Source organism: Kitasatospora sp. NPDC058218 (assembly GCF_042882445.1).
Lineage (GTDB): Bacteria > Actinomycetota > Actinomycetes > Streptomycetales > Streptomycetaceae > Kitasatospora.
In genome coordinates, this window is the sequence record NZ_JBHVWC010000053.1 from 41,994 (window position 1) to 62,024 (window position 20,031).

General features: G+C 74.9%; 20 protein-coding genes. 12 read left to right on the forward strand and 8 right to left on the reverse strand.

Annotation, left to right across the window (positions count from 1 at the left end; genetic code table 11):
- Positions 1 to 253 precede the first annotated feature (253 nt).
- Complete coding sequence (locus ACFVYI_RS29630) at positions 254 to 3,346, forward strand: AAA family ATPase (RefSeq protein ID WP_387891287.1); 3,093 nt, start codon at positions 254 to 256, stop codon at positions 3,344 to 3,346.
- A 164-nt stretch (positions 3,347 to 3,510) separates the two neighbouring features.
- On the opposite strand, the gene ACFVYI_RS29635 is transcribed toward ACFVYI_RS29630, so the two are convergent.
- The gene (locus ACFVYI_RS29635; RefSeq protein ID WP_387891289.1) at positions 3,511 to 4,395 is read right to left on the reverse strand and encodes a virginiamycin B lyase; all 885 of its coding nucleotides are present in this window, start codon (positions 4,393 to 4,395) and stop codon (positions 3,511 to 3,513) included.
- Between the two features lie 102 nt (positions 4,396 to 4,497).
- On the opposite strand from ACFVYI_RS29635, the gene ACFVYI_RS29640 reads away from it, so the two are divergent.
- Complete coding sequence (locus ACFVYI_RS29640) at positions 4,498 to 5,070, forward strand: hypothetical protein (RefSeq protein ID WP_387891292.1); 573 nt, start codon at positions 4,498 to 4,500, stop codon at positions 5,068 to 5,070.
- Here the strand turns inward: ACFVYI_RS29640 and ACFVYI_RS29645 are convergent.
- The 7 genes from ACFVYI_RS29645 to ACFVYI_RS29675 form a co-directional block, all read right to left on the reverse strand.
- Positions 5,061 to 6,236 (reverse strand): AI-2E family transporter, encoded by a 1,176-nt coding sequence (locus tag ACFVYI_RS29645; RefSeq protein ID WP_387891298.1) that lies wholly within the window; start codon positions 6,234 to 6,236, stop codon positions 5,061 to 5,063. The genes ACFVYI_RS29640 and ACFVYI_RS29645 overlap by 10 nt on opposite strands.
- Before the next feature lie 131 nt (positions 6,237 to 6,367).
- Positions 6,368 to 6,799: a hypothetical protein gene (locus ACFVYI_RS29650; RefSeq protein ID WP_387891301.1), complete on the reverse strand. Its 432-nt coding sequence runs from the start codon at positions 6,797 to 6,799 to the stop codon at positions 6,368 to 6,370.
- 159 nt (positions 6,800 to 6,958) lie between these two features.
- Positions 6,959 to 8,065, reverse strand: a complete 1,107-nt coding sequence (locus ACFVYI_RS29655) for a winged helix DNA-binding domain-containing protein (protein WP_387891304.1) — start codon at positions 8,063 to 8,065, stop codon at positions 6,959 to 6,961.
- Positions 8,062 to 8,787: a glycerophosphodiester phosphodiesterase gene (locus ACFVYI_RS29660; RefSeq protein WP_387891307.1), complete on the reverse strand. Its 726-nt coding sequence runs from the start codon at positions 8,785 to 8,787 to the stop codon at positions 8,062 to 8,064. Before ACFVYI_RS29660 ends, ACFVYI_RS29655 begins: the two co-directional genes overlap by 4 nt.
- An 8-nt stretch (positions 8,788 to 8,795) precedes the next feature.
- Positions 8,796 to 9,242 carry a hypothetical protein gene (locus ACFVYI_RS29665; protein ID WP_387891309.1) on the reverse strand — a complete coding sequence of 149 codons (447 nt, stop codon included), beginning with the start codon at positions 9,240 to 9,242 and terminating at the stop codon, positions 8,796 to 8,798.
- 105 nt (positions 9,243 to 9,347) lie between these two features.
- Entirely contained in the window at positions 9,348 to 9,764 is a 417-nt protein-coding gene (locus tag ACFVYI_RS29670; protein ID WP_387891311.1) for a molybdopterin-binding protein, read from the reverse strand.
- A gap of 211 nt (positions 9,765 to 9,975) precedes the next feature.
- The gene (locus ACFVYI_RS29675; protein WP_387891313.1) at positions 9,976 to 11,169 is read right to left on the reverse strand and encodes an ROK family transcriptional regulator; all 1,194 of its coding nucleotides are present in this window, start codon (positions 11,167 to 11,169) and stop codon (positions 9,976 to 9,978) included.
- A gap of 156 nt (positions 11,170 to 11,325) precedes the next feature.
- Between ACFVYI_RS29675 and ACFVYI_RS29680 the strand changes: the two genes are divergently transcribed.
- From ACFVYI_RS29680 to ACFVYI_RS29725, 10 genes are all read left to right on the forward strand, one after another.
- A complete protein-coding gene (locus tag ACFVYI_RS29680; RefSeq protein ID WP_387891315.1) occupies positions 11,326 to 12,603 on the forward strand; it encodes an MFS transporter in 1,278 nt (425 codons plus the stop codon).
- Positions 12,604 to 12,724: 121 nt separating this feature from the next.
- On the forward strand, positions 12,725 to 13,510 hold the full coding sequence (locus ACFVYI_RS29685; RefSeq protein ID WP_387891317.1) for a dienelactone hydrolase family protein: 786 nt from the start codon (positions 12,725 to 12,727) through the stop codon (positions 13,508 to 13,510).
- 41 nt (positions 13,511 to 13,551) lie between these two features.
- Positions 13,552 to 14,097 (forward strand): RICIN domain-containing protein, encoded by a 546-nt coding sequence (locus tag ACFVYI_RS29690; RefSeq protein WP_387891318.1) that lies wholly within the window; start codon positions 13,552 to 13,554, stop codon positions 14,095 to 14,097.
- A gap of 121 nt (positions 14,098 to 14,218) precedes the next feature.
- Positions 14,219 to 14,761: an RICIN domain-containing protein gene (locus tag ACFVYI_RS29695; protein ID WP_387891320.1), complete on the forward strand. Its 543-nt coding sequence runs from the start codon at positions 14,219 to 14,221 to the stop codon at positions 14,759 to 14,761.
- 46 nt (positions 14,762 to 14,807) lie between these two features.
- On the forward strand, positions 14,808 to 15,350 hold the full coding sequence (locus ACFVYI_RS29700) for an RICIN domain-containing protein (protein WP_387891322.1): 543 nt from the start codon (positions 14,808 to 14,810) through the stop codon (positions 15,348 to 15,350).
- A gap of 171 nt (positions 15,351 to 15,521) precedes the next feature.
- On the forward strand, positions 15,522 to 16,301 hold the full coding sequence (locus tag ACFVYI_RS29705; RefSeq protein ID WP_387891324.1) for a TVP38/TMEM64 family protein: 780 nt from the start codon (positions 15,522 to 15,524) through the stop codon (positions 16,299 to 16,301).
- A gap of 84 nt (positions 16,302 to 16,385) precedes the next feature.
- Positions 16,386 to 16,916 (forward strand): DinB family protein, encoded by a 531-nt coding sequence (locus tag ACFVYI_RS29710; protein ID WP_387891326.1) that lies wholly within the window; start codon positions 16,386 to 16,388, stop codon positions 16,914 to 16,916.
- A gap of 268 nt (positions 16,917 to 17,184) precedes the next feature.
- Complete coding sequence (locus ACFVYI_RS29715; protein ID WP_387891328.1) at positions 17,185 to 17,577, forward strand: cell division protein SepF; 393 nt, start codon at positions 17,185 to 17,187, stop codon at positions 17,575 to 17,577.
- Between the two features lie 193 nt (positions 17,578 to 17,770).
- Positions 17,771 to 18,325 carry a TetR/AcrR family transcriptional regulator gene (locus ACFVYI_RS29720; RefSeq protein ID WP_387891330.1) on the forward strand — a complete coding sequence of 185 codons (555 nt, stop codon included), beginning with the start codon at positions 17,771 to 17,773 and terminating at the stop codon, positions 18,323 to 18,325.
- A gap of 65 nt (positions 18,326 to 18,390) precedes the next feature.
- A complete protein-coding gene (locus ACFVYI_RS29725) occupies positions 18,391 to 19,974 on the forward strand; it encodes an MFS transporter (RefSeq protein ID WP_387891331.1) in 1,584 nt (527 codons plus the stop codon).
- The last annotated feature ends 57 nt before the right edge of the window (positions 19,975 to 20,031 follow it).

Consider the following 20,031-nt stretch of genomic DNA (forward strand, 5'->3'; position numbering starts at 1 on the left):
CTCCACGACACCGGACGACACCGACGCCGGACGACACCGACGCCGGACGACACCGACGCCGGACGACGCGCGCCCGTGAGGCCGCGGCCGGCCCGGCGACCGCCACCGGGGACCGGGCAGCGCCCCGGTGGCGGACCGGACGGGCGTCCCGCCGATGTGGTCGTACGGTAACCACCTCGTGCCGGACCCGTGTTCGCTTCGTGGCCGATTCACCACTCTACAGATCGGACAGGTCGTCAAGTAGCCTGCGGCCATGCGGACCACTTCGTCGATCACCGTCGGCCGGGCAGCCGAGCTCAGCCTGCTCGGCAGCGCGCTCGCCGCCGCCCGGCAGCGGTCCGGACAGGCGGTCTTCCTGCTCGGCGAGGCCGGGATCGGCAAGTCCCGACTGGCCGGCGAGTGCGCCTACCAGGCGTACGGGCTCGGGCTGCCGGTACTGCGCGGCCGCGGCAGCTCCACCGGGACGGTCACCCCGTTCCGGCCGCTGATCGAGGCGCTCTCCTCCCGCTTCCGGGCTGCCGGCCCGCCCACCGACCCCGAACTCGACCCGTACCGGCCCGCCCTCGCCCGACTGGTGCCCGAGTGGCGCGGGGCGGCGGCCTCGGCGGCCGGGGCCGGCGCCTACCCCGAGACGGTGGTCGAGCTCGCCGAAGCGCTGCTGCGGCTGCTCGCCGTCCTCGGCCGGGACCAGGGCTGCGTCCTGCTGCTGGAGGACCTGCACGACACCGACGCGGAGACGGTCGCCGTGCTGGAGTACCTGGTCGACAACCTGGCCGGTCTGCCCGTCCTCCTCGTCGGCACCCTGCGGGCGGAACCGGGCCCGGCGCTGGACCTGGTCCGGGCCGCCGAGCGCCGGCGCGCCGCCGGCGTCACCGAACTGCGCCCGCTGCCGCCGGCCGACATCCGGGCGATGGCCGCCGCCGTCCTGGAGAGCGAGGCCGCCGACGTGCCGGCGGCCGTCCTGGAGACGCTGGCCGAACGCGGCGACGGCTGCCCCTACCTGATCGAGGAGTTGCTCGCGGACATGCTGGCCGGCGGCACGCTGCACCGCGCCGGCGGCCGCTGGGAGGTGGCCGGCGGCCTCCGCACCGGCGTGCCCGGCACCATCGTCCGCAGCTGGGGCCGGCGGATCGACCAGCTGGACCCGCCCGTGCGCGACCTCCTGCTCACCGCCGCCACCCTGGGCAGCCGGTTCTCGGTCGCCACCGTCCAGCTGATCACCGGATACGACGACCGGACCCTCTTCAGCCATCTGCGGTCGGCCTCCGAGGCCAATGTCATCGTGCCCGACGGCGCCGCTCCGGACCGCTACGCCTTCCGCCACGCCCTCACCGCCGACGCCGTCACCGCCGCCCTGGCGCCCGCCGAACGCGCCGCGGTGGCCCGCCGGGCGGCCCGGGCGATCCTCCGAGCGGACCCGGACCTCGCCGACGAACGACGCCAGTTGGTCGCCTCCCTGCTACTGGCCGGCGGGGACCGGACGGGCGCCGCCGGGCACTTCGCCGAGGCCGGGCGACGCGTCCTGGAGGCCGGTGCCGCCGGGTCGGCGGTGGTGCTGCTGGAGCGGGCGCACGAACTCGCCGGGGACGCCGAACGGGCCGCCGTCACCGAACAGTTGCTGCCGGCCCTGGCCGAGGCCGGCCAGCTGGACCGCGCGTTCGAGCTGGTCCGCACCCTGCCACCGGTCCGGCCGGAGCCCACGGCCGCCCGCGGCCCGACCACCCGCACCCCGGCCGTCGACCGCCGCGTCGACCTGCACACCCGCCTGGCCTGGGCGGCCGCGATGGCCGAGCGCACCACCGAGGCCGCCGCCCAGGTCGCCGCCGCCCGCGCCCTCTCCGGCGCGCACCCGCGCCCCGAACAGGACGCCGCACTGGTCGTCGTCGAGGGCCACCTGACGCTCCTGCCCGACCACGTGCCGGGCCCCGCGCCCGCGCCCGACGGGACCCGCGACCACGGACCCGGCAGCGACCACGGCAGCGACCGCGACCGCACCGGCGACGAGCACCCGGGGCGGGCGCGCCTCGCCCACACCGAAGTCCTCGCCCGCCGGGCCGCCGAGGTGGCCGAACGCTCCGGGCTGCCGGTGGTCGCCTGCCAGGCCTGGCAGTTGCTCGCCCTGCTGGCCCGCGAACGCGGCTTCGACGCCGCCGACGCCTGTCTGGAACGCATGCTCGCGGTGGCCGAGGCCCACGCCCTGCCCGTCTGGCGGGTGGAGGCGCTGCTCCGGCTGGGCGCCAACGCCTTCATGCGTACCGGCGACGGCGCCCGCCTCGAACGCGCCCGGGAGGCCGCCGCCGGCCTCGGCGCGATCGTGCTCACCCAGACCCTGGACGGCCTGCTCGCCATGAACGCCGTGCTGCGCGGCGAGTGGCGGACCGCCCGCGAGATCGTCGACCGCTGCCTGGACGCCACCGCCCGGCTGAACAACGTCCCCGCCCACCGCTACCTGCTGCTCGGCTCCGCGACCCTCGCCGCCCACCGCGGCCGGGGCCGCGAGATGGAGCGCGAACTGGTCCGGTTCCGCCAGGCCGGCGGCGAGGAGTCCTTCCTGATGCCCCTGCGCCACGGCCTCTGCCGCGCGATCGGCGCGCTGCTCACCGAGGACCGCGCGGGGGCCCGCGCCGAACTGGCCGCCGGCCTCGCCTGGGAGCAGGAGCACCCCAACGTCTTCTACCTGGCCGGCCGGCACGGGCTGCACCCGCTGCTGGAGGTGACCGAGGGCACCTGGCAACGCCCCGACCTCACCCGGGCCACGGCCGCACCGGCCACCGAACTCGCCTGGAACCGCCAGTTCCTGGGCTTCGCCGACGCCGTACTGCTCGGCCGCGAGAGCCGCCCGCAGGACGCCGCCCGCGCCGTCGACCGGGCCCGCACGGCGGCGGCGCCGTTCCCGCTCGCCCACCACCTGGCGCTGCGGCTCACCGCCGAAGTCGCCCTCGCCGACGGCTGGGGCGATCCGGTGGGCTGGCTGCGCACCGCCGAGGAGTACTTCCACGAGGCCGGGATCCAGCCGGTCGCCGCCGCCTGCCGGGCCCTGCTGCGCCGGGCGGGCGCCAGCGTCGCCCAGCACCGCGGCGGGCGGGACGCCATCCCGGCCGGGCTGCGCACCTGCGGTGTGACGCTGCGCGAGTACGAGGTCTTCGCCCTGCTCACCGACCGCCCGGGCAATCAGCAGCTGGCCCGGCAGCTCTCCATCTCCCCCCGCACGGTGGAGAAGCACGTGGCCAACCTGCTCGCCAAGACCGGCCGCCCGGACCGCGCGGCCCTGTGCGAGCTCGCCGCCGAGCTGTGCGCCGAACCCCACGACCAGGGCCGGAGCCGGTCCTCGAAGCCGGTCGGCTGAGAGGCTCCCGCGCCGGGCCGCAGCGGCGGCGCGTCAGCCCTCCTCGGCCGGCTGATCCTCCGTCCGGCGGACCGCAGGACGGCCCCGCACCCTCCCACCCGCGGTCGCCCCGCGCCCGCGATCACGCCGCCCGAAGCCACCACGACGCCCGGCAGCCCCTCGCCTCAGGGGGTCAGCCGGACGATCTCCCCGACCTCCAGGGCCGCGTACACGGCGCCGTCCGGACCGACCGCGATGCCGTGCGGTTCGGCGGAGGGAACGGGCAGCTCGTACCCCTCGTAACGGCCGTCGGGGGTGAGGGAGCCGATCCGGTTGCCCGCCCACTCGGTGAACCAGAGCCGCCCGTCGGGAGCCGCCGCGACGGCGTGCGGGCGGGCGGCCCGGTCCGGCAGCGGGTACTCCGTCACCCGGCCGTCCACCGCGATCCGGCCGACCTGGCCGGCGCCGATCTCGACGAACCAGAGCGCGCCGTCGCCGCCGGCGGCGATGCCGACGGGCGCGGCCCCCTCGGTCGGCAGCGGGTGGAGCGTGATCTCCCCGTCGACGGTGATCCGGCCGACGGCGCCGGCCTGGTTGAGGGTGAACCAGAGCGCGCCGTCCGCCCCGGCCGTGATCATCGACGGGAAGGCGCCGGGCGTCGGCAGCGGATACTCCGTCACCCGGCCGTCCAGGGTGATCCGTCCGATCCGGTCCGCGTTCAGCTCGGTGAACCAGAGCGCGCCGTCCGGCCCGGCGGTGATCCCGAACGGCCCGGCCGCGTCCGTCGGCAGCCCGAACGACCGCTGCCGCCCGTCGGTGTCGATCCGCCCGATCCGGTGGTCCCGCATCCGGGTGTACCAGAGCGCGCCGTCCGGCCCGGCGGTGATCACCGACGGCCCGGACTCCGCCACCGCCGGCCCGAAGCGCCGCACCGACCCGTCCGCCGCCAGCCGCCCGATCTCCCCGGCGTGCACCAGCGTGAACCAGACGCCGCCGTCCGGCCCCACCGCGACGCCGTACGGCCCGCTCCCGCCGTCCGACACCTGGAACCGCTCGATCGTCCCGCGCATCCCCGCTCCTCCACTATCGCGACTTGAATCGCATTAACACTCTCGCACACTCCACCGCCCGCCCACCAGGCACTGTCGGTGGCGTCCTCTACCGTCCTGCCCATGGGGATCTATCTGGTGAGCGTGGCCGCCGACGACTGGCTCGACGAGGAGGTCCTCGGCCCGGTGGCCGAGGCGGTCGGCCGGGAGCTGAGCCGGCGCGGCCTGCCGCCGTTCGTCTGCCCGGAGCCCGTGCCGTTCCGATCGCACTCCGGCACGCGGTTCGAGGAGAAGCTCCACCGCCCGATCGACGGTTTCGACCGGCTCTGCCGGGCCCTTCCCGACGACACCCACGAGGCACTGCTCGGCTGGGAGGTGCTGCTGCCGGTCGACCTCGACGACTCCGTGGTCCTGCCGGTGGGCTCGGCGTACAACGACCCGACCACGGTCGGCGGCGCGCGCCGCGCCCTCGCCGCGGCCCGGCGCCTCGCCGACCGGCTCGCCCTGCCCGCCGCGATACCCCGGCACTGCGACAACCTCGAACTGGGCGCCTGGTTCGACGGCCCGGCGGCCGCCGAGGCCGCCACCGCCCCGGGCCCCTGGAGCGAGGACCTGGACGCCGCCTACTACACGGCGCTCTACCTGCGCGCGGCCGAGCACGCGCTCCGGCGCGGCTGCCCGGTCGGCTACTCCTGACCCGAGGTCACGCCCTCCTCGCCGACCCGCTCGGCGTCCACCCGCCCCGGCCCCGGCCCCGGCCGGCCGCGGCGCGCCGGGTCGGCGGTGCCGCGCAGGACGGAGACGACGCCCACACCGGCGGCGCAGATCGGCACGGCCAGCAGGGCGCCGAGGATGCCGGCGATGCCGGCGCCCGCCACCACGGCGACCATGATGGTGGCCGGGTGCAGCTCGACGGTGCGGCTCTGGATCACGGGCTGGAGGATGTTCCCCTCGATGGCCTGGACGGCGAGCACGATGCCGAGCGCCCAGAGCGCCGTCCCCAGGCCCCCGTCGGCCAGCGCGACCAGGACGGCGACCGTCCCGGAGAGGAAGGCCCCGACGAACGGGATGTAGGCGCCCATGAAGACCAGCGCACCGAGCCCGGGCGCACCGGGGATGTCGAGCAGGAGCAGACCGACGGTGATGAAGAAGGCGTCGATCAGAGCGATCAGGGTGGTGCCGCGCATGAACCCGGCCATCGCCTCGAACGCCCGGTCGGCGCAGGCGATGACCGTCTCGGCGCTGCCGGCCGGGAGGTGCGAGCGGAGGGCCTCCGGGGTGCGGTGACCGTCCCGGAGGAAGAAGAAGACCAGGGCGAGCGCCAGCACGGCGCCGGTGAGGATCTGGGTGGCCAGGCCGAGGCCGGAGAGCACGCCGTTGGTCACCGTGGAGATCAGCGAGCTGGTCTCGCCCGAGGCGTTGTCCAGCGCGTGCCGGATCTTCTCGCCCACCGGTCCGAGCCAGGCGGCGAGCCGGTCGCCGGCCTGCTGGAGCGACTCGGCGATCTGCGGGGCGCTGTGCACCAGCGAGTTGACCAGCAGGGCGATCACCCCGCCGACGGCGGCGACCAGGAGGGCGCAGGTCAGCCCGGCAGCCAGACCGCGGCCGAGCCCTCGGCCGACCATCCACGGCATCACGGGGTAGAGCAGCGAGGTGCCGAGCAGCGCCAGGATGACCGGGACGGTCGCCGCGCGCAGTTCGACCAGGGCGAAGACGACCAGCGAGGCGACGGTGATCAGGAGGATGACGGCGGCCGACCAGGCGGCCGCCGCCCGGACCGGGGGCGGCAGCATCAGGTACGGCCTGCGGTGGTCCGGCCGCCGCTCGTCGGGAGCCTTGCCGGACGGAAGCTCCCCCGACATGTCCACCTCCGCCTGGATCGACCGGTCCAATTGCCCAATCTCAGCAGATGATCTGATCAATTGCCCGTTTTGCCGGACCTCTGGCGTGCCCGGGCCGGCCGCCTCCGGCCCGGGCGCCCTGCCGCGCGCTCCTACTCGTGGAACTCGAACTTCCACGCCTGACGCTGGTCGTTGACGTCCAGCGGGCGCAGCGCGAGCCGTGGCGGGAAGATCCTCAGCAGACTGAGGTCCAGCGCCAGCTCGACCCCCTCGATCGGGCCGCCCGGGACGACCACGTGGAAGCTGAACGGCTCGGCCGCCTGGTAGAGCGCCCACCTGCGGGGCTCGGTGGACCCCATGATCATCTCGTTGACGTTCGGCTCGTCGTCGTAGGTCAGAAACGTCTGGTGCCGCAGGTTGCGAAGCTGGACGGTGCCGTCGTCGAGCCCCTCCAGCTGCCACTCCTGCTCGCCCGGCTGCCCGGTCGGCGGCAGCAGGACGGCGAGGTCCTTCGGCTCCAGCAGCGTGATCAGCTGCTCGTACGGCCTGGTGATGGCGTAGACGCCATTGGGTACGGGTGCCACGGTCGACTCCACTCTGCGACGCGGCGCCGCGCGGACGCCGCTGACCATTGGGTGAGCCGATTCAACCGGCGGCGACCCGGCCGTGCACGGAGGAATCGCGGAGCCTCACTCCATCGGGAACGGCACCCCGCACAGTCGTTCCCCGACCGAACGCCGGTGCTACCCGGCCTCCTCGAAGCGGACCTCCCCGCCCCCGCCGGCGAACGCCAGCACCCGCTCCGCCTCCGTGCGCGCCTCCTGCCGGTCGCCCCGGCCCAGCGCCGCGAACGGGCGCAGCACCACCGCGCGGTCGCCGGCCCGGCCCTCGGTCAGCTGCCAGCTCCCGGCGACCAGGCCGTCGACCAGCAGGGTGCCGAGCACGATGCCGTTCTGCGTCATCACCCGCGGCCGGTACTCCTCGGGCAGCACCCGGGTACGGTCGGCGTGCGAGAGCAGCAGGTTGTCGAAGGGGGCCAACAGCCGGACGGGCGCCGGGACCGCCGGGTCGGGCCGGGGCGCCTGCGGCAGGTCGTACAGCAGCCGGCCGTGCTCGTCGCGGAAGGTCACCAGCTCCGGCGCGAGCCGCCCGAGCACGGCGCCGAGGCGGCTGAGGCCGCTCCACTTCTGCAGGTCGGCGACGGTCGCCGGGCCGAAGGCGGCGAGGTAGCGCAGGGCCAGCCCGTCGAGCGAGGCGGCCCGGTCCAGCGGGCGGCCCAGCCAGGACTCGGCGGTGGTGTGCGCCGCGGCCCCGCTCCGGCCCCAGACACCGCGCGGCGGCACCTGGACGAGCGGCAGCAGGCAGCGCGCGGCCTGGGCCAGCGCGGCCGGATCACGGTCGGGCCGGGTCTCGGCGAGCAGCACGCCGAGTCGCTGGAAGGTGAGCGGCCGCTCCTCCAGCAGGGTCCGGGCCTCGTCGGCGAGCACGGTGAGGTCCAACCCGGCCAGCCGCTTGCCGAAGGTGGTGCGCAGGCCCTGGTCGAGCACCGGCTGGAGGAGCGGGCGCAGCGTCAGGCAGTCGTCCGCCGTCACCAGGTGGATGGTGCCGCGGTGCAGGGCGATCCGCACCACCTCGCGCCGCTCGATCAGCTCGCTGAGCGGTTCGGCGGTGAAGCCCTCCAGCCGGCTGAGCAGCCCGAGGTAGGGCGGCTGCGGCACCGCCTGGGCCTGGAGCCCACCGAGGTGGCGGACCATCGCGGCCGGGGTCATGGCACTGCGGGCGAGCAGGTGCTGACGGGCCAGCAGGGCGCGGCCGAGCGCGCGGGCACCCAGGACGGGAGGTTCGGTCATCGACGGCCGTCCAGTACCGAGCGCAGCACGGCGATCCGGTTGGTGGTGATCGAGTCCACCCCGGCGGCGCGCAGCCGGCGCATGGTGCGGCGCAGGTCGGCGGTCCAGGTGGAGACGGCGAGGCCGGCGTCGTGGGCGGCGGCGGTGAACTCCGGCGTGGCCAGGCCGAACGGCGGGTTGAGGAAGCGCGGGCGCAGGTCGTCCAGCAGGGCGCGGGCGGGCAGCCGCGGCTGCTTCCAGGTCAGCGCGATCTCGGCGTCCGGGGTGAGGGCGCGGACGGCGAGCATCGCGGTGGCGGGGCCGCAGAAGGCGACACGGCGCTCGGCACCGAGACCGGTGACGGCCGCCCAGGTGGCGGCGGCGGGGTGCGGGTCGTCCAGGTCGATCAGCAGCCGGGCGGCCGGGGTGGCGGCCGCGGCCTTGACCGCCTCGGCGAGCGTGGGCACGGCGAGGGCACCGTCGCGCACCTCGTCGAGCTGGTCGAGGGTCACCCGGCGGAGGGGCCGCGGGTCACCCCAGAGGCGTTCGAGGGTCTCGTCGTGCAGCAGGACGGGCACGCCGTCGCGGGTGAGCCGGACGTCGACCTCCACCGCGTCGGCGCCGGCGGCCAGCGCGGACTCGACCGAGGGCAGGGTGTTCTCCCGGTACCGGTAGGGGTCTCCGCGGTGGGCGACGGCGAGCACCGGGCGGCGGACGGCGTTCGAGCCGGCGGTGGCATTCATCGGAGCACTCATCGGATCAGCCCCGCGAGCCACGGGGACAGCTGGTAGTAGGCGACGGCCTCGCGGTAGTCGGGCTCACCGGGCACGGTGACGATCAGCGTGCAGGAGGGCGGGAAGGTCCGCTGCCGCACGTGGACCAGTCCGCTCCAGACCGCGTCGAGGAAGGCGGGCACGCTGTCGCGCGGCACGTCGAAGGCGATGTTGTCGACGGCGACCACCACCTCGTCGTGGACGAAGAGGCGGACGGTGATCCCGGGGCGGCCGCCGATCTCCAGCAGGGCCTCGTGGGGTATCGCGTCGAGCCCGTCGCCCGTGGCGTGGCCGCCGACCATTCCGGCGAAGGTCTGGTCGCGGCCGATGTCGTGGGCGGCGCGCACCTCGCGGCCGTGCCGGGCGGCCATCGCCTCGATCGCGAGCACGGCGCTCTGGGTGGACGGCAGCGGCGGGTGGGTCATCGGGTGGCGGTCCTCTCGTCGGCGGTCTCTACAGGTCCCGGCGGGGCGGTTGCGGCCCTGCCGGTCCGTACGGCGGGGGCACCGGAGGTCTGCTCCGGTGCGCGGTCAACGCAGTTCGACCATCACATTGGTCGACTTGATGACGGCCGTCGCGGGCGCGCCGGCCACCAGCTTGAGCTCCTCCGCCGACTCCCGGCTGATCAGCGAGACCACCCGGAACGGCCCGGCCTGGATCTCCACCTGCGCCGCCACGTCGCCGAGCACCACGTCGGTGACGATGCCGGGGAAGCGGTTGCGGGCCGAGGACGGCCGCCCCTCGGCCTCGGCGTTCTCGGGACGGGCGAGTTCCCGGGCGAAGGCGGCCAGTCGGGCACCGGGGATGATCCGGTGGCCGTGCTCGTCCCGCACGGCGGCGACCCGGCCGGCGTCCACCCAGCGCCGCATGGTGTCGGCGCTCACGCCGAGCATCGCCGCGGCCTCGCCGATCCGGTACGGGTTGACCGGCGCGTCGGACTGGCCCATGTGCGACTCCTGACGGTGGTTCGGTTCACGTTCGGCATGACGTCCGGTCTCCCGGAGGGGCGACGGCGGCGCTGGTCCGGCCGTCCCCGCCATCCTGCCGTACCGGCCGCCCGCCGGGCGCAGCGGAGCCCCGGGAAGGTCCGGGGGCGCCGCCGGCCCTCCTGGGGTCCATCGTCGAGAACTCCCGCGGGCGGGAGCCCGACGACGGGCCCTACGGCTCGCCGAAGAGGTCCCGCCGCACGGCGTCGCCGGCGGTGAGGACGGCGCCGGCGAGCACCGCGCCGCCACCCGCCGTGCCGGCCCGGACTTCGGTGCGCAGCGGGGAGAGCCCGGCGAGGCGGCGCTCGACCCGGCCGGCGAGTTCGTCCCCGCCGGCGCGGCCGATCTCGCCGCCGAGGACGACGCAGCCCGGGTCGAGCACGACGCAGACGGCGGAGGCGCCGACGGCGATCCGCTCGGCCAGCTCGTCGAGGAACGGCCCGCCCGGCTCACCGTCGCCGCAGGCGTCGAGCGCGGCCCGGACGACGGCCTCGGCGGCTGCCGCGTCGTCGGCAGGGTCGGCGGGCAGGCCGTGGGCGCGGGCGAGTTCGCAGACCGCGGCGCTGCCGACCAGGCCGTGGAAGCCGCCCTCGCACCCGGTGGCGCTGGGCAGGCCGGTGGTACCGGGGACGGGCAGGAAGCAGATCTCGCCGGTGCCGCCGGAGGCGCCGCGGCGCAGCCGGCCGTCGAGGATGACGGCGGCGCCGACGCTGTGGCCGAGCCAGATCAGGACGAAGGTCTGCCGGCCGCGGGCGGCGCCGATCCGGTACTCGGCGCGGCCGGCCAGGTTGACCTCGTTCTCCAGGATCACGTCGGTGCCGGGCAGCGCCTCCAGGGCGGTGAGCAGCTCGGCGTGCCAGCCGGGTAGCGCGCCGGTGCTGTAGAGCCGGCCGGTGGCGGGGGCGACCAGTCCGGGGGCGCCGACGGCGACGGTGTGCAGCCGCTCGACGCCGGCCCGGGCCGCGGTCTCGCGCAGGGTGCGGACGATCCGTTCGGCCGTACCGGCGTCGCCCCGGCCCTCGACCGCCAGCTCGGCGGTGGCCAGGGTGTGCCCGGCGAGGTCGGCGACGACCAGGCTGACGCCGCCGGAGCGGACGTCGACGGCGGCGAGGTGGGCGCGCGAGGCGACCAGGGCGTACAGCCTGGCGTTGGGGCCGCGCCGTTGTTCGCCGCGCTCGCCGACCACGGCGACCAGGCCGGTCCGCTGCAGTCGTTCCAGCAGGTCGGCGACGGTGGGTCGGGAGAGTCCGGTGAGTTCGCGGAGCTCGGTCGCGGTCAGGGGCCCCTGTTCGAGCAGCAGGTTGAGCGCCAGCCGGTCGTTGATCGCCCGGGCGGTGCTCGGCGTGGCCGTACGCACGGTGGTCATGGGCGTCATCCTTCCAGAGTGTTTCTATCAGGGTCCCTTCCTGATAATTTATCGAAGGATGCCGCGGCGCACGAACCACGCCCCTGCGGGCATCCATCAACAGGAACCACCCACAGGGCACCGTCGCGCCACGGCGCGGCCGGGAGGGAACACCGGATGACCGACAGCCTGACCACAGGACCACCCCTCGACCGGCCGGCCGCCGGCACCCTGGAGCGGCCGCGCCGGGCCAGGGCGAGCATCAGCCTGGTGTTCGCCGTGCACGGCGCCGTCAGCGGCAGCTTCGTCACCCGCATCCCCTGGATCCAGGACCGCCTGGACCTCTCCCCCGGCCAGCTCGGCCTGGCCCTGGTGATGCCCGCGATCGGCTCCTCCCTCGCGATGCCGCTCGCCGGCCGGTTCGTCCACCGCTACGGCGGGCGGGCCGCGGTGCGCGGGCTGATCTCGCTCTGGTGCCTGGCACTGACCCTGCCCGCCCTCGCCCCCTCGCTGCCGCTGCTCTGCCTGATCCTGCTCGGCTACGGCGCGACGGCGGGCATGGCGGACGTGGCGATGAACGCCCAGGGCGTGGAGATCGAACAGCGGCTGGGCCGCTCGATCATGTCCGGGCTGCACGGGATGTGGAGCGCGGGCGGCCTGCTGGCCTCCGCCTTCGGCATCCTCGCCGCCCACCAGGACCTGGACGCCCGGCTCCAGCTGGCCGTCACCGCGCTGGTGCTGCTCGGCCTGGCGCAGCCGATCTGCCGGGGCCTGCCCGACCTGCGGGCGGCCGAGGACGAGGAGGCCCCGCCGCGCTTCGCCCTGCCACCGCGCAGCTCGCTCGTGATCGGACTGGTCGGCTTCTGCGCGGTGTTCGCCGAGGGCGCCTCGATGGACTGGAGCGGTGTCTACCTCAAGGACGTCACCGGCGCCTCGGCCACCGTGGCGGCCGCCTCGTACACCGCGTTCGCGCTCACCATGGCGGTCAGCCGGCTGGCGGGCGACGCCGCGATCCGCCGGCTCGGCGCCGTCCGGGCGACCAGGATCAGCGGTGCGATCGCCACCGCGGGCGGCCTGCTGGTGGTCCTCGCCGACCGCCCGGCCCTGGCCGTCGCGGGGTTCGCGCTGATCGGCATCGGGATCGCCGTCGTCGTCCCGCTCGCCTTCGCGGCCGCCGGCCGGATCGGCACCAACCCGAGCCAGGCCATCGCGGGCGTCGCGACCGTCACCTACACCTCGGGCCTGGTGGCGCCGGCCGTCATCGGGGCCCTCGCCCAGGCCACCTCGCTCACCGTCTCCTTCGGCGTCGTCGCCGCGCTCGCCTTCGCCCTGCTGCTGAGCGCGGGCGCCCTGCGCCGGGCCGAACCGGCCGCCGACCGCCCGGCGGGCACCGACCACCCGGCCACCACCGACCGGCGACCCACCGACAATGTGATCGCACCGTCATCGAAATAGCCTTACCAAAGTAATTCCGGCGCGATATGATCGCCATTACCGATCGAATTCCCCGCTAATATCGCCGACTGCCGGGTGCGCCGAGCACCCGGCAGTTCCGCGACCAGTGGAGGAATTCCCCGTGTGCTACGACGCCGACTCCGCACCCCCCGCCTTCACCCCCGCCACCGGCACCGTGGCCGAGTCCGTCGCCCTGACCCTCACCTCGGGCGACGGTACGGAGTTCGCCGCCTTCCTGGCTCGGCCCGAACGGCCGACCGGCCCGGGCGTGCTCGTCCTGCCGGACAACCGGGGCCTTTCCGATTTCTACCGCGAGACCGCCGTCCGACTCGCCGAACAGGGCCACCCCGCGCTCGCCCTCGACTATTTCGGCCGCACCGCCGGGGCCGCCCCGCAGGAGCGCGCGCCGGAATTCGGCGAACTCCCGAACCTGCTGCCGCACCTGCTCGCCCTCACCCCGGACGGCCTCGACGCCGACCTCATCGCCGCCATCGGCCGGCTGCGCGCGACCGGTGCCGCCGAGATCGTCGCGCTCGGCTTCTGCTTCGGCGGCCGCCAGGCGTTCCGTGCCGCCGCGCCCCGGTTCGGCCTGGCCGGGGTGGTCGGCTACTACGGCTACCCCGACGTCCTGAACGGCGCCCCCGGCCCCACCCAGCTCGCCCCCGGCCTGACCGCGCCCGTGCTCGCCTTCTGGGGCGGCGCCGACGAGCACATCCCGCCCGCCACGGTCGCCGCCTTCGACGCCGCCCTGACCGCGGCCGGCTGTCCGCACGAGTTCATGGCTTTTCCTCAGGCTCCGCACAACTTTTTCGAACAGGGCGCTGTCGAACACTCCGACGCTGCCAGGACGTCCTGGCAGCGTCTGCTGAGCTTCCTGGCCGCTCCGGGCCTGCCCCGGCCGGCCTGATCCCGGCGACCACCACCACGTACGCGCCACGGGGGGAACCAATGACCGTCCGATCCACCGCGAAGCGACGCCTCGCCGCCACCGCCGCCGTCGCCGCCCTCACCCTCGGCGGTGCGCTGCTGAGCGCCGCGCCCGCTTCGGCCGCCTTCCTCTACAAGCCGATCAACATCGCCCAGGACGTCGAGGTCCGGGTGCAGTCCAGCGACAAGTGCCTGGAGGTGGCCGACTGGAGCACCGACGACGGCGCCGCCGTCCGCCAGTGGACCTGCACCGGCGGCGACAACCAGAAGTGGCGGTTCACCGACGGCTACGCCGTCAACGTCCACAGCGGCAAGTGCCTGGAGATCCCCGGCTACAGCACCGCCGTGGGCACCCGGGCCGACCAGTGGACCTGCAACAAGGGCACCAACCAGCGCTGGGGCGCCGTCAACGTCAACCAGGGCACCTTGGCCATCGTCAACTTCGACAGCGACCTCGTGCTGGACATCAGCGGCGGTGGCTTCAACAACGGCAGCCCGGCGATCCAGTGGTACCCGACCGGCGTGTACAACCAGCGCTGGTCCTTCAACCCGAACGTGGTCCTGTAGGACGGACCTGAGGGCCGGAGCCGGCCGCCGGTCCCGCCCGGGACGGGGAGCCCGCCTCCCCGCCCCGGGCACCCCGGCACACAGCGCGGCGCCCCGCCCACACGAACCCAGGGGGGACTCCATGACCGACCGCTCCGCCGTGCGACGGCGCCTCGGCTCCGCCGCCGCCGTCCTCGCCCTCGCCGCCGGGACGGCGCTCACCGCGCCCGTCGCACCGGCGCGGGCCGAGGACTCGGCCCCGTTCACGATCGGGAACCTCGCCACCTACAACTGCCTGGAGGTCGCCGACTGGCGCACCGACGACGGCGCCCCCGTCCGCCAGTGGACCTGCACCGGCGGCGACAACCAGAAATGGGTCTGGACCGACACCGACCAACTGGTCAACGTCCACAGCGGCAAATGCCTGGAGATCCCCGGCTACAGCACCGCCCCGGGCACCCGGGCCGGCCAGTGGACCTGCAACGGCGGGCTCAACCAGGCCTGGAGCGACGCGAGCCGCCTGCACAGCGGGCTGCGCCACCTCACCAACCTCCACAGCGGCCTGCGCCTCGACGTGGCCGGCGCCAGTACCGCCGACGGCGCGCCGGTGATCCAGTGGGACCTCAACGAGGGGTACAACCAGGTCTGGTACTACTCGCCGTTCCCGCCCGGACCGCACCACTGACCGTCCACCCGCACCCGCTCAGCCACCCGACACCAGGGGGACCTCGATGACCGCAGACCGCACCTCCCCGGTCCGACGCCTGGGCTCCGCCGTCGCCGCGCTCGCCGTCACCGGTGTGCTCGCCGCGGCGGTGCCGAGCTCGGCACAGGCCGCCACCACCATCCCGTTCGAGATCCGCAACGCCATCACCAACAAGTGCCTGGAGGTCGCCGACTGGCGCACCGACGACGGCGCCCCCGTCCGCCAGTGGACCTGCACCGGCGGCGACAACCAGAAGTGGGCCTGGACCGACACCGACCAACTGGTCAACGTCCACAGCGGCAAATGCCTGGAGATCCCCGGCTACAGCACCGCCTGGGGCGTCCAGGCCGGCCAGTGGACCTGCAACGGCGGGCTCAACCAGGCCTGGTCGGAGACCGTCGTCCACCACAGCGGCATCCGCACGCTGAACAACGGCTTCAGCGGCCTCGTCCTGGACCTCACCGGCTTCAGCAGCGCCGACGGCACCCCGATCACCCAGTGGGGGCGCAACAACGGGTTCAACCAGGCCTGGCTCTACTCCCCCTGGCCGCCCGGCCCGCACAGCTGAGCCCGAACCACGACCGCCGCCCGAGCGCCCGCCCGACGGCGCCCCGGTGGGCCGACGGTCGGCCGGCCCGGCACCAGCCCGAGCCGGCTTCCGGCCCGGCTCCGGGCCCGGCACCGGCCCGGCGGTGAACCCACCGCCCCGGTCACCGGGCCGCACGGTTAGGCTCGGGCGGTGCCCGCACCCGCACCTTCACCCGCACCGCCCGAGCCGACCGCGCCGCCCGCAGCCCCGCCGTCGCCCGGGCCGACCGCGCCCGAGCCCGCCGCCGGCACCGGCGCCCCGCACCCGCGGTGGCTGCGCTCGCCGTGGCCGCGGTTCGCCCTGCTGGTGGTGATCCTCGCCGCGGCGGCCGGCTCGCTACTGCTCTGGAGCCCGTCGGCGCTGCTCACCGGCGGGCTCCCGGCCGGAGTGCCGGGGTACTGGCTGGCACCCTCGTTCACCGCGGTCTACGCGGTGGGCACGCTCGCCTTCGTGCCCCGCCCCGCGCTCAACGCGGCGGCCGGGCTGCTGCTCGGCATCCAGCAGGGCGTCCTGCTGGCCGTGCTCGGCACCACCCTGGGCGCGGCGGTGGCCTTCGCGCTGGGCCGGCTGCTCGGCCGCGACGCGCTCCGCCCCCACCTGCGCGGGCGCCTGCTGACCGCGCTGGACCAGCGGTTCACCGAGCAGGGGTTCCGCAGCGTGCTGCTGCTACGCCTGCTGCCCGGGCTGCCGTTCCAGGCGGGCAACTACGGCGCCGCGTTCTCCGGCGTGCGGTTCCTGCCGTTCCTGACCGCCACCGCGATCGGGGTGGTACCGACCACGGCGGTCTACGTCACGGCGGCGGCCACCGCCGGGGAGCCGGGGTCGGCGGCGTTCCTGGTGTCGGCCGGCGCGATCGTCGCCCTGGGCGTGGGCAGCCTGGTCTCGCTCGGGCGGGCCGCCGCCCGGCGCCGCCGCGTCCCGCGGGCCTGAGCACCCGGCGCACGCCGGCGGCTCCGGCGCGCCCGGCGACTATTCGGTCGCCTTCGCCCCGCCGTCTGCGCCAGGATGGCCGCCATGACGAACGACCAGACGACCGCCACCGACCGGCCCGAGCCCCCGTTCGCCGCAGACGAGACGCCCATGCTCACCGCATGGCTGGAGTTCCACCGCGCCACCCTCGCCCGCAAGTGCGAGGGGCTGACCGCCGACCAGCTGCGGCTGCGCTCCGTCCCGCCGTCCTCGCTCTCGCTGCTCGGCCTGGTCCGGCACATGGCGGAGGTGGAGCGCTACTGGTTCCGGATCATCCTGCTCGGCGAGGAGGCGGGGTCCGACGGCCTCTACTGGACGGCGCAGCACCCGGACGGCGACTTCGACCTCGTCGACACCGCCGACGCCGAGGCGGACTTCGCCGTCTGGCAGGGGCAGATCGCGGCCGCCCGGGCGGCCTGCGAGGGCCTGTCGCCGGAGACGGTCGGCAAGCGCCCGCGCGAGGGCCGGGAGGTGACGCTCCGCTGGATCCTGGTCCACATGATCGAGGAGTACGCCCGGCACAACGGTCACGCCGATCTGCTGCGCGAACTCGTCGACGGCGTCACCGGCGAGTGAAATCGTTCCCTCATCGTTGACAGAAGGTCAATTGGGCGGTGACCACGACCGATATGGTCTACGCGCGCAACCGTCCGCCGTTTCGCTGCGTCGCAACTGTTGCCCGGGTTCGCCCGGGTTTCCGGCGCGGCACGACTCGTACGGGGGTCGCGAGCGGGCACGGGACCGGTGATCAGTGCGATACTCGGACAGTTCCGACGAGTGGATGACGTGTCAAAAGGACACGCGCACCGGGGGACCTGTACGGAACGAGGCAGGGAGGCGCGGCATGGGAGCACTTCGCGACGAGCACCACAACGGGTGGCTGATGCCCTCCGGGAACTACCCGGCCGCGGTGTACGACGACGAGTGGATCGAGCAGGAGACGGTACAGTCCTCCCCCGCTCCCACGAAGATCGTCTCCCTGCGGCCGACGGGCTTCGAGGCCGCGCGAACGGTCGGCGAGCACATCCGAGCGAGCATCCCGGTGGTGATGGACCTCACCGAGATGGACGAGGCCGAGGCCAAGCGCATGGTCGACTTCGCCTCCGGGCTGATCTTCGGTACCTGCGGCGGGATCGAGCGGATCGCCCGCCGGGTGTTCCTGCTCACGCCGGCGGACGTCGAGGTGATGGTGATCGACCGACCGCTGGACGAGACCGGGTTCTACAACCAGAGCTGAACGGCTGCGTCCGGCAGCACGCGACCCGCGACCGGGGACGGCAGACGCCGTCCCCGGTTTTTGCTGCCCTGACACCGGCCCGGCCCGGAACGACCGGCCCGCCCCACCGGCCACAGCAGGACAAGTGAGCCTCAACTGAAGCATCCGAGAAAATAGTGAGACATCCATGTCTCATGTGACGTAGACTCGCCGCATGGCCACCGACCGCGACTCCGTCCTCGAAGCCGCCGTGGGCGTGCTCTCCCGCCGCCCGACCGCCCATCTCGACGAGATCGCCCGCGCCGCGGGCATCAGCCGCGCCACCCTGCACCGGCTCTTCCCGGGCCGCGAGGCGCTGATCCGCGAGGTCGGCCTGCTCGGGCTGCGCACGTTCGGCACCGCCCTGGACGCCGCCGCCATCGAGGACGGCGACGCGCACGCCGCGCTGCGCCGCCTGGTCGACCTGATCGTCCCGGACGCCGCGCTCTGCGCCTTCCTGGCCGGCGAGAACCAGCTCTACGACGACGACGACATCAACGAGCTCTGGGAGTCGCAGATCTCGCGGCTGCAGGCACTCTTCCTGCGCGGCCAGCAGCAGGGCGTGTTCCGCGTCGAGCTCTCCGCGGGCTGGCTCAGCGAAGCCTTCTTCGACCTGGTGGCCGGCGTCGGCTGGGCCGTCCAGGACGGCCGGCTCGCACCCCGCGACGGAGCCTTCTCACTCGCCGAACTCTTCCTCGGCGGCGCGCTGCGACCGCCGCAGCCGCACTGAGCCCCCCACCACCCACAGCACCTCGGACCACAGGCCCTCGGAACAGCGGCCGGAAACCGATACCCATGAGCAGCACCGTCCTCGTCCGCCCCCGCCAGCGCTGGATCGGCCTCGCCGTCCTCGTCCTGGCCGTCACCCTGGTCGCCGTCGACGCGACCGTCCTGTCCCTGGCCATACCGTCGATCAGCGAGACGCTGCGCCCCAGCGGCACGCAGCTGCTCTGGATCGGCGACGCCTACTCCTTCGTCCTGGCCGGCCTGCTGGTCAGCATGGGTTCGCTGAGCGACCGGATCGGCCGCAAGAAGCTGCTGCTGGCCGGCTCCACCGCGTTCGGCGCGGCCTCGTTGCTGGCCGCCTACGCGCCCAGCGCCGGCTGGCTGATCCTGGCCCGCGCGCTGCTCGGCGTGGCCGGGGCGACCATCATGCCGTCCACCCTGTCGCTGATCCGCAGCCTCTTCCCGGACGACCGCGAGCGGGCCACCGCGATCGGCATCTGGGGCGCGGCCGCCACCGCCGGTGCCGCGCTCGGCCCGGTGGTCGGCGGGGTGCTGCTGGAGCACTTCTGGTGGGGCTCGGTGTTCCTGCTGAACATCCCGGTCCTGGTCCTGCTGCTGGTCTTCGGCGCCTGGCTGCTGCCCGAGTCCAAGGACCCGAAGCCGGGCCGCTGGGACGTGCTGAGCGTGGTGCTCTCGCTGACCGGGGTGATCGGCGTGGTCTACGCGATCAAGGAGGCCGCCGCCCACGGCGTGGCGCGCTGGGACGTCCCGGTCGCGGCCGTGCTGGGCGCCGCCGCCCTGACCGTCTTCGTCCGCCGCCAGCTGCGTCTGCCCACCCCGCTGCTGGATGTCCGGCTCTTCTCCGACCGGCGCTTCACCGCGGCGGTGCTGGCCTCGCTCACCGCGCTGATCGGGCTCTCCGGCGTGGTCTTCATGACCTCCCAGTACCTGCAGCTGGTGCGCGGCTACGAGCCGCTGAAGGCCGGCCTGGCCGAGCTGCCGGCCTTCGCCGGAGCCGTGGTCGGCGGGCTGCTGACCGCCCGGCTGGCACGGCGGGCGGGCGCCCGGGCCACCCTGACGCTGGGCCTGCTGGCCATGGGCACCGGCATCGGCCTGCTCGGCTGGGTGCAGCAGGACTCCACCTACCTGGTGCTCGCCGCCGCCTTCCTGATCGTCGGCACGGCCGAGGGCGTGGTCTACACGCTCGGCGCCGACCTGGTGCTGAGCGCCGCACCCGCCGACAAGGCCGGCGCCGCCTCGGCGGTCTCCGAGACGGCGTACGAGCTGGGGACGGCACTCGGCATCGCACTGGTCGGCTCGGTGGTCGGCTCGCTCTACGCGGGCGGGCTGGCCGTGCCGGCCGGGGCGGACCAGGCCACGGCCGCCCGGGCGGGCGAGTCGCTGGGCGGCGCGGTCGAGGCCGCGCACGGCCTGCCGCAGACGCTGGCGGGGCCGCTGCTGCAGAGCGCCCGCGACGCCTTCGTGCACGGCATGAACGTCGCCGCGATCCTGGCCGGCGCGCTGCTGCTGGCCGCGTCCGCGCTCGCCTGGCGCCTGCTGCGGGGCCTGCCGAAGGCGGCCCCGGACGAGGCCGAGCCGGCGGAGCAGTCGAAGCAGGCCGAGCACTCGGACCGCGAGAAGGCGGCCGTCTAGGACCGGGCCCGGCCCTGCACCACGCGCGGGACCTCGCACCCCTCCCCGGGGTGCGAG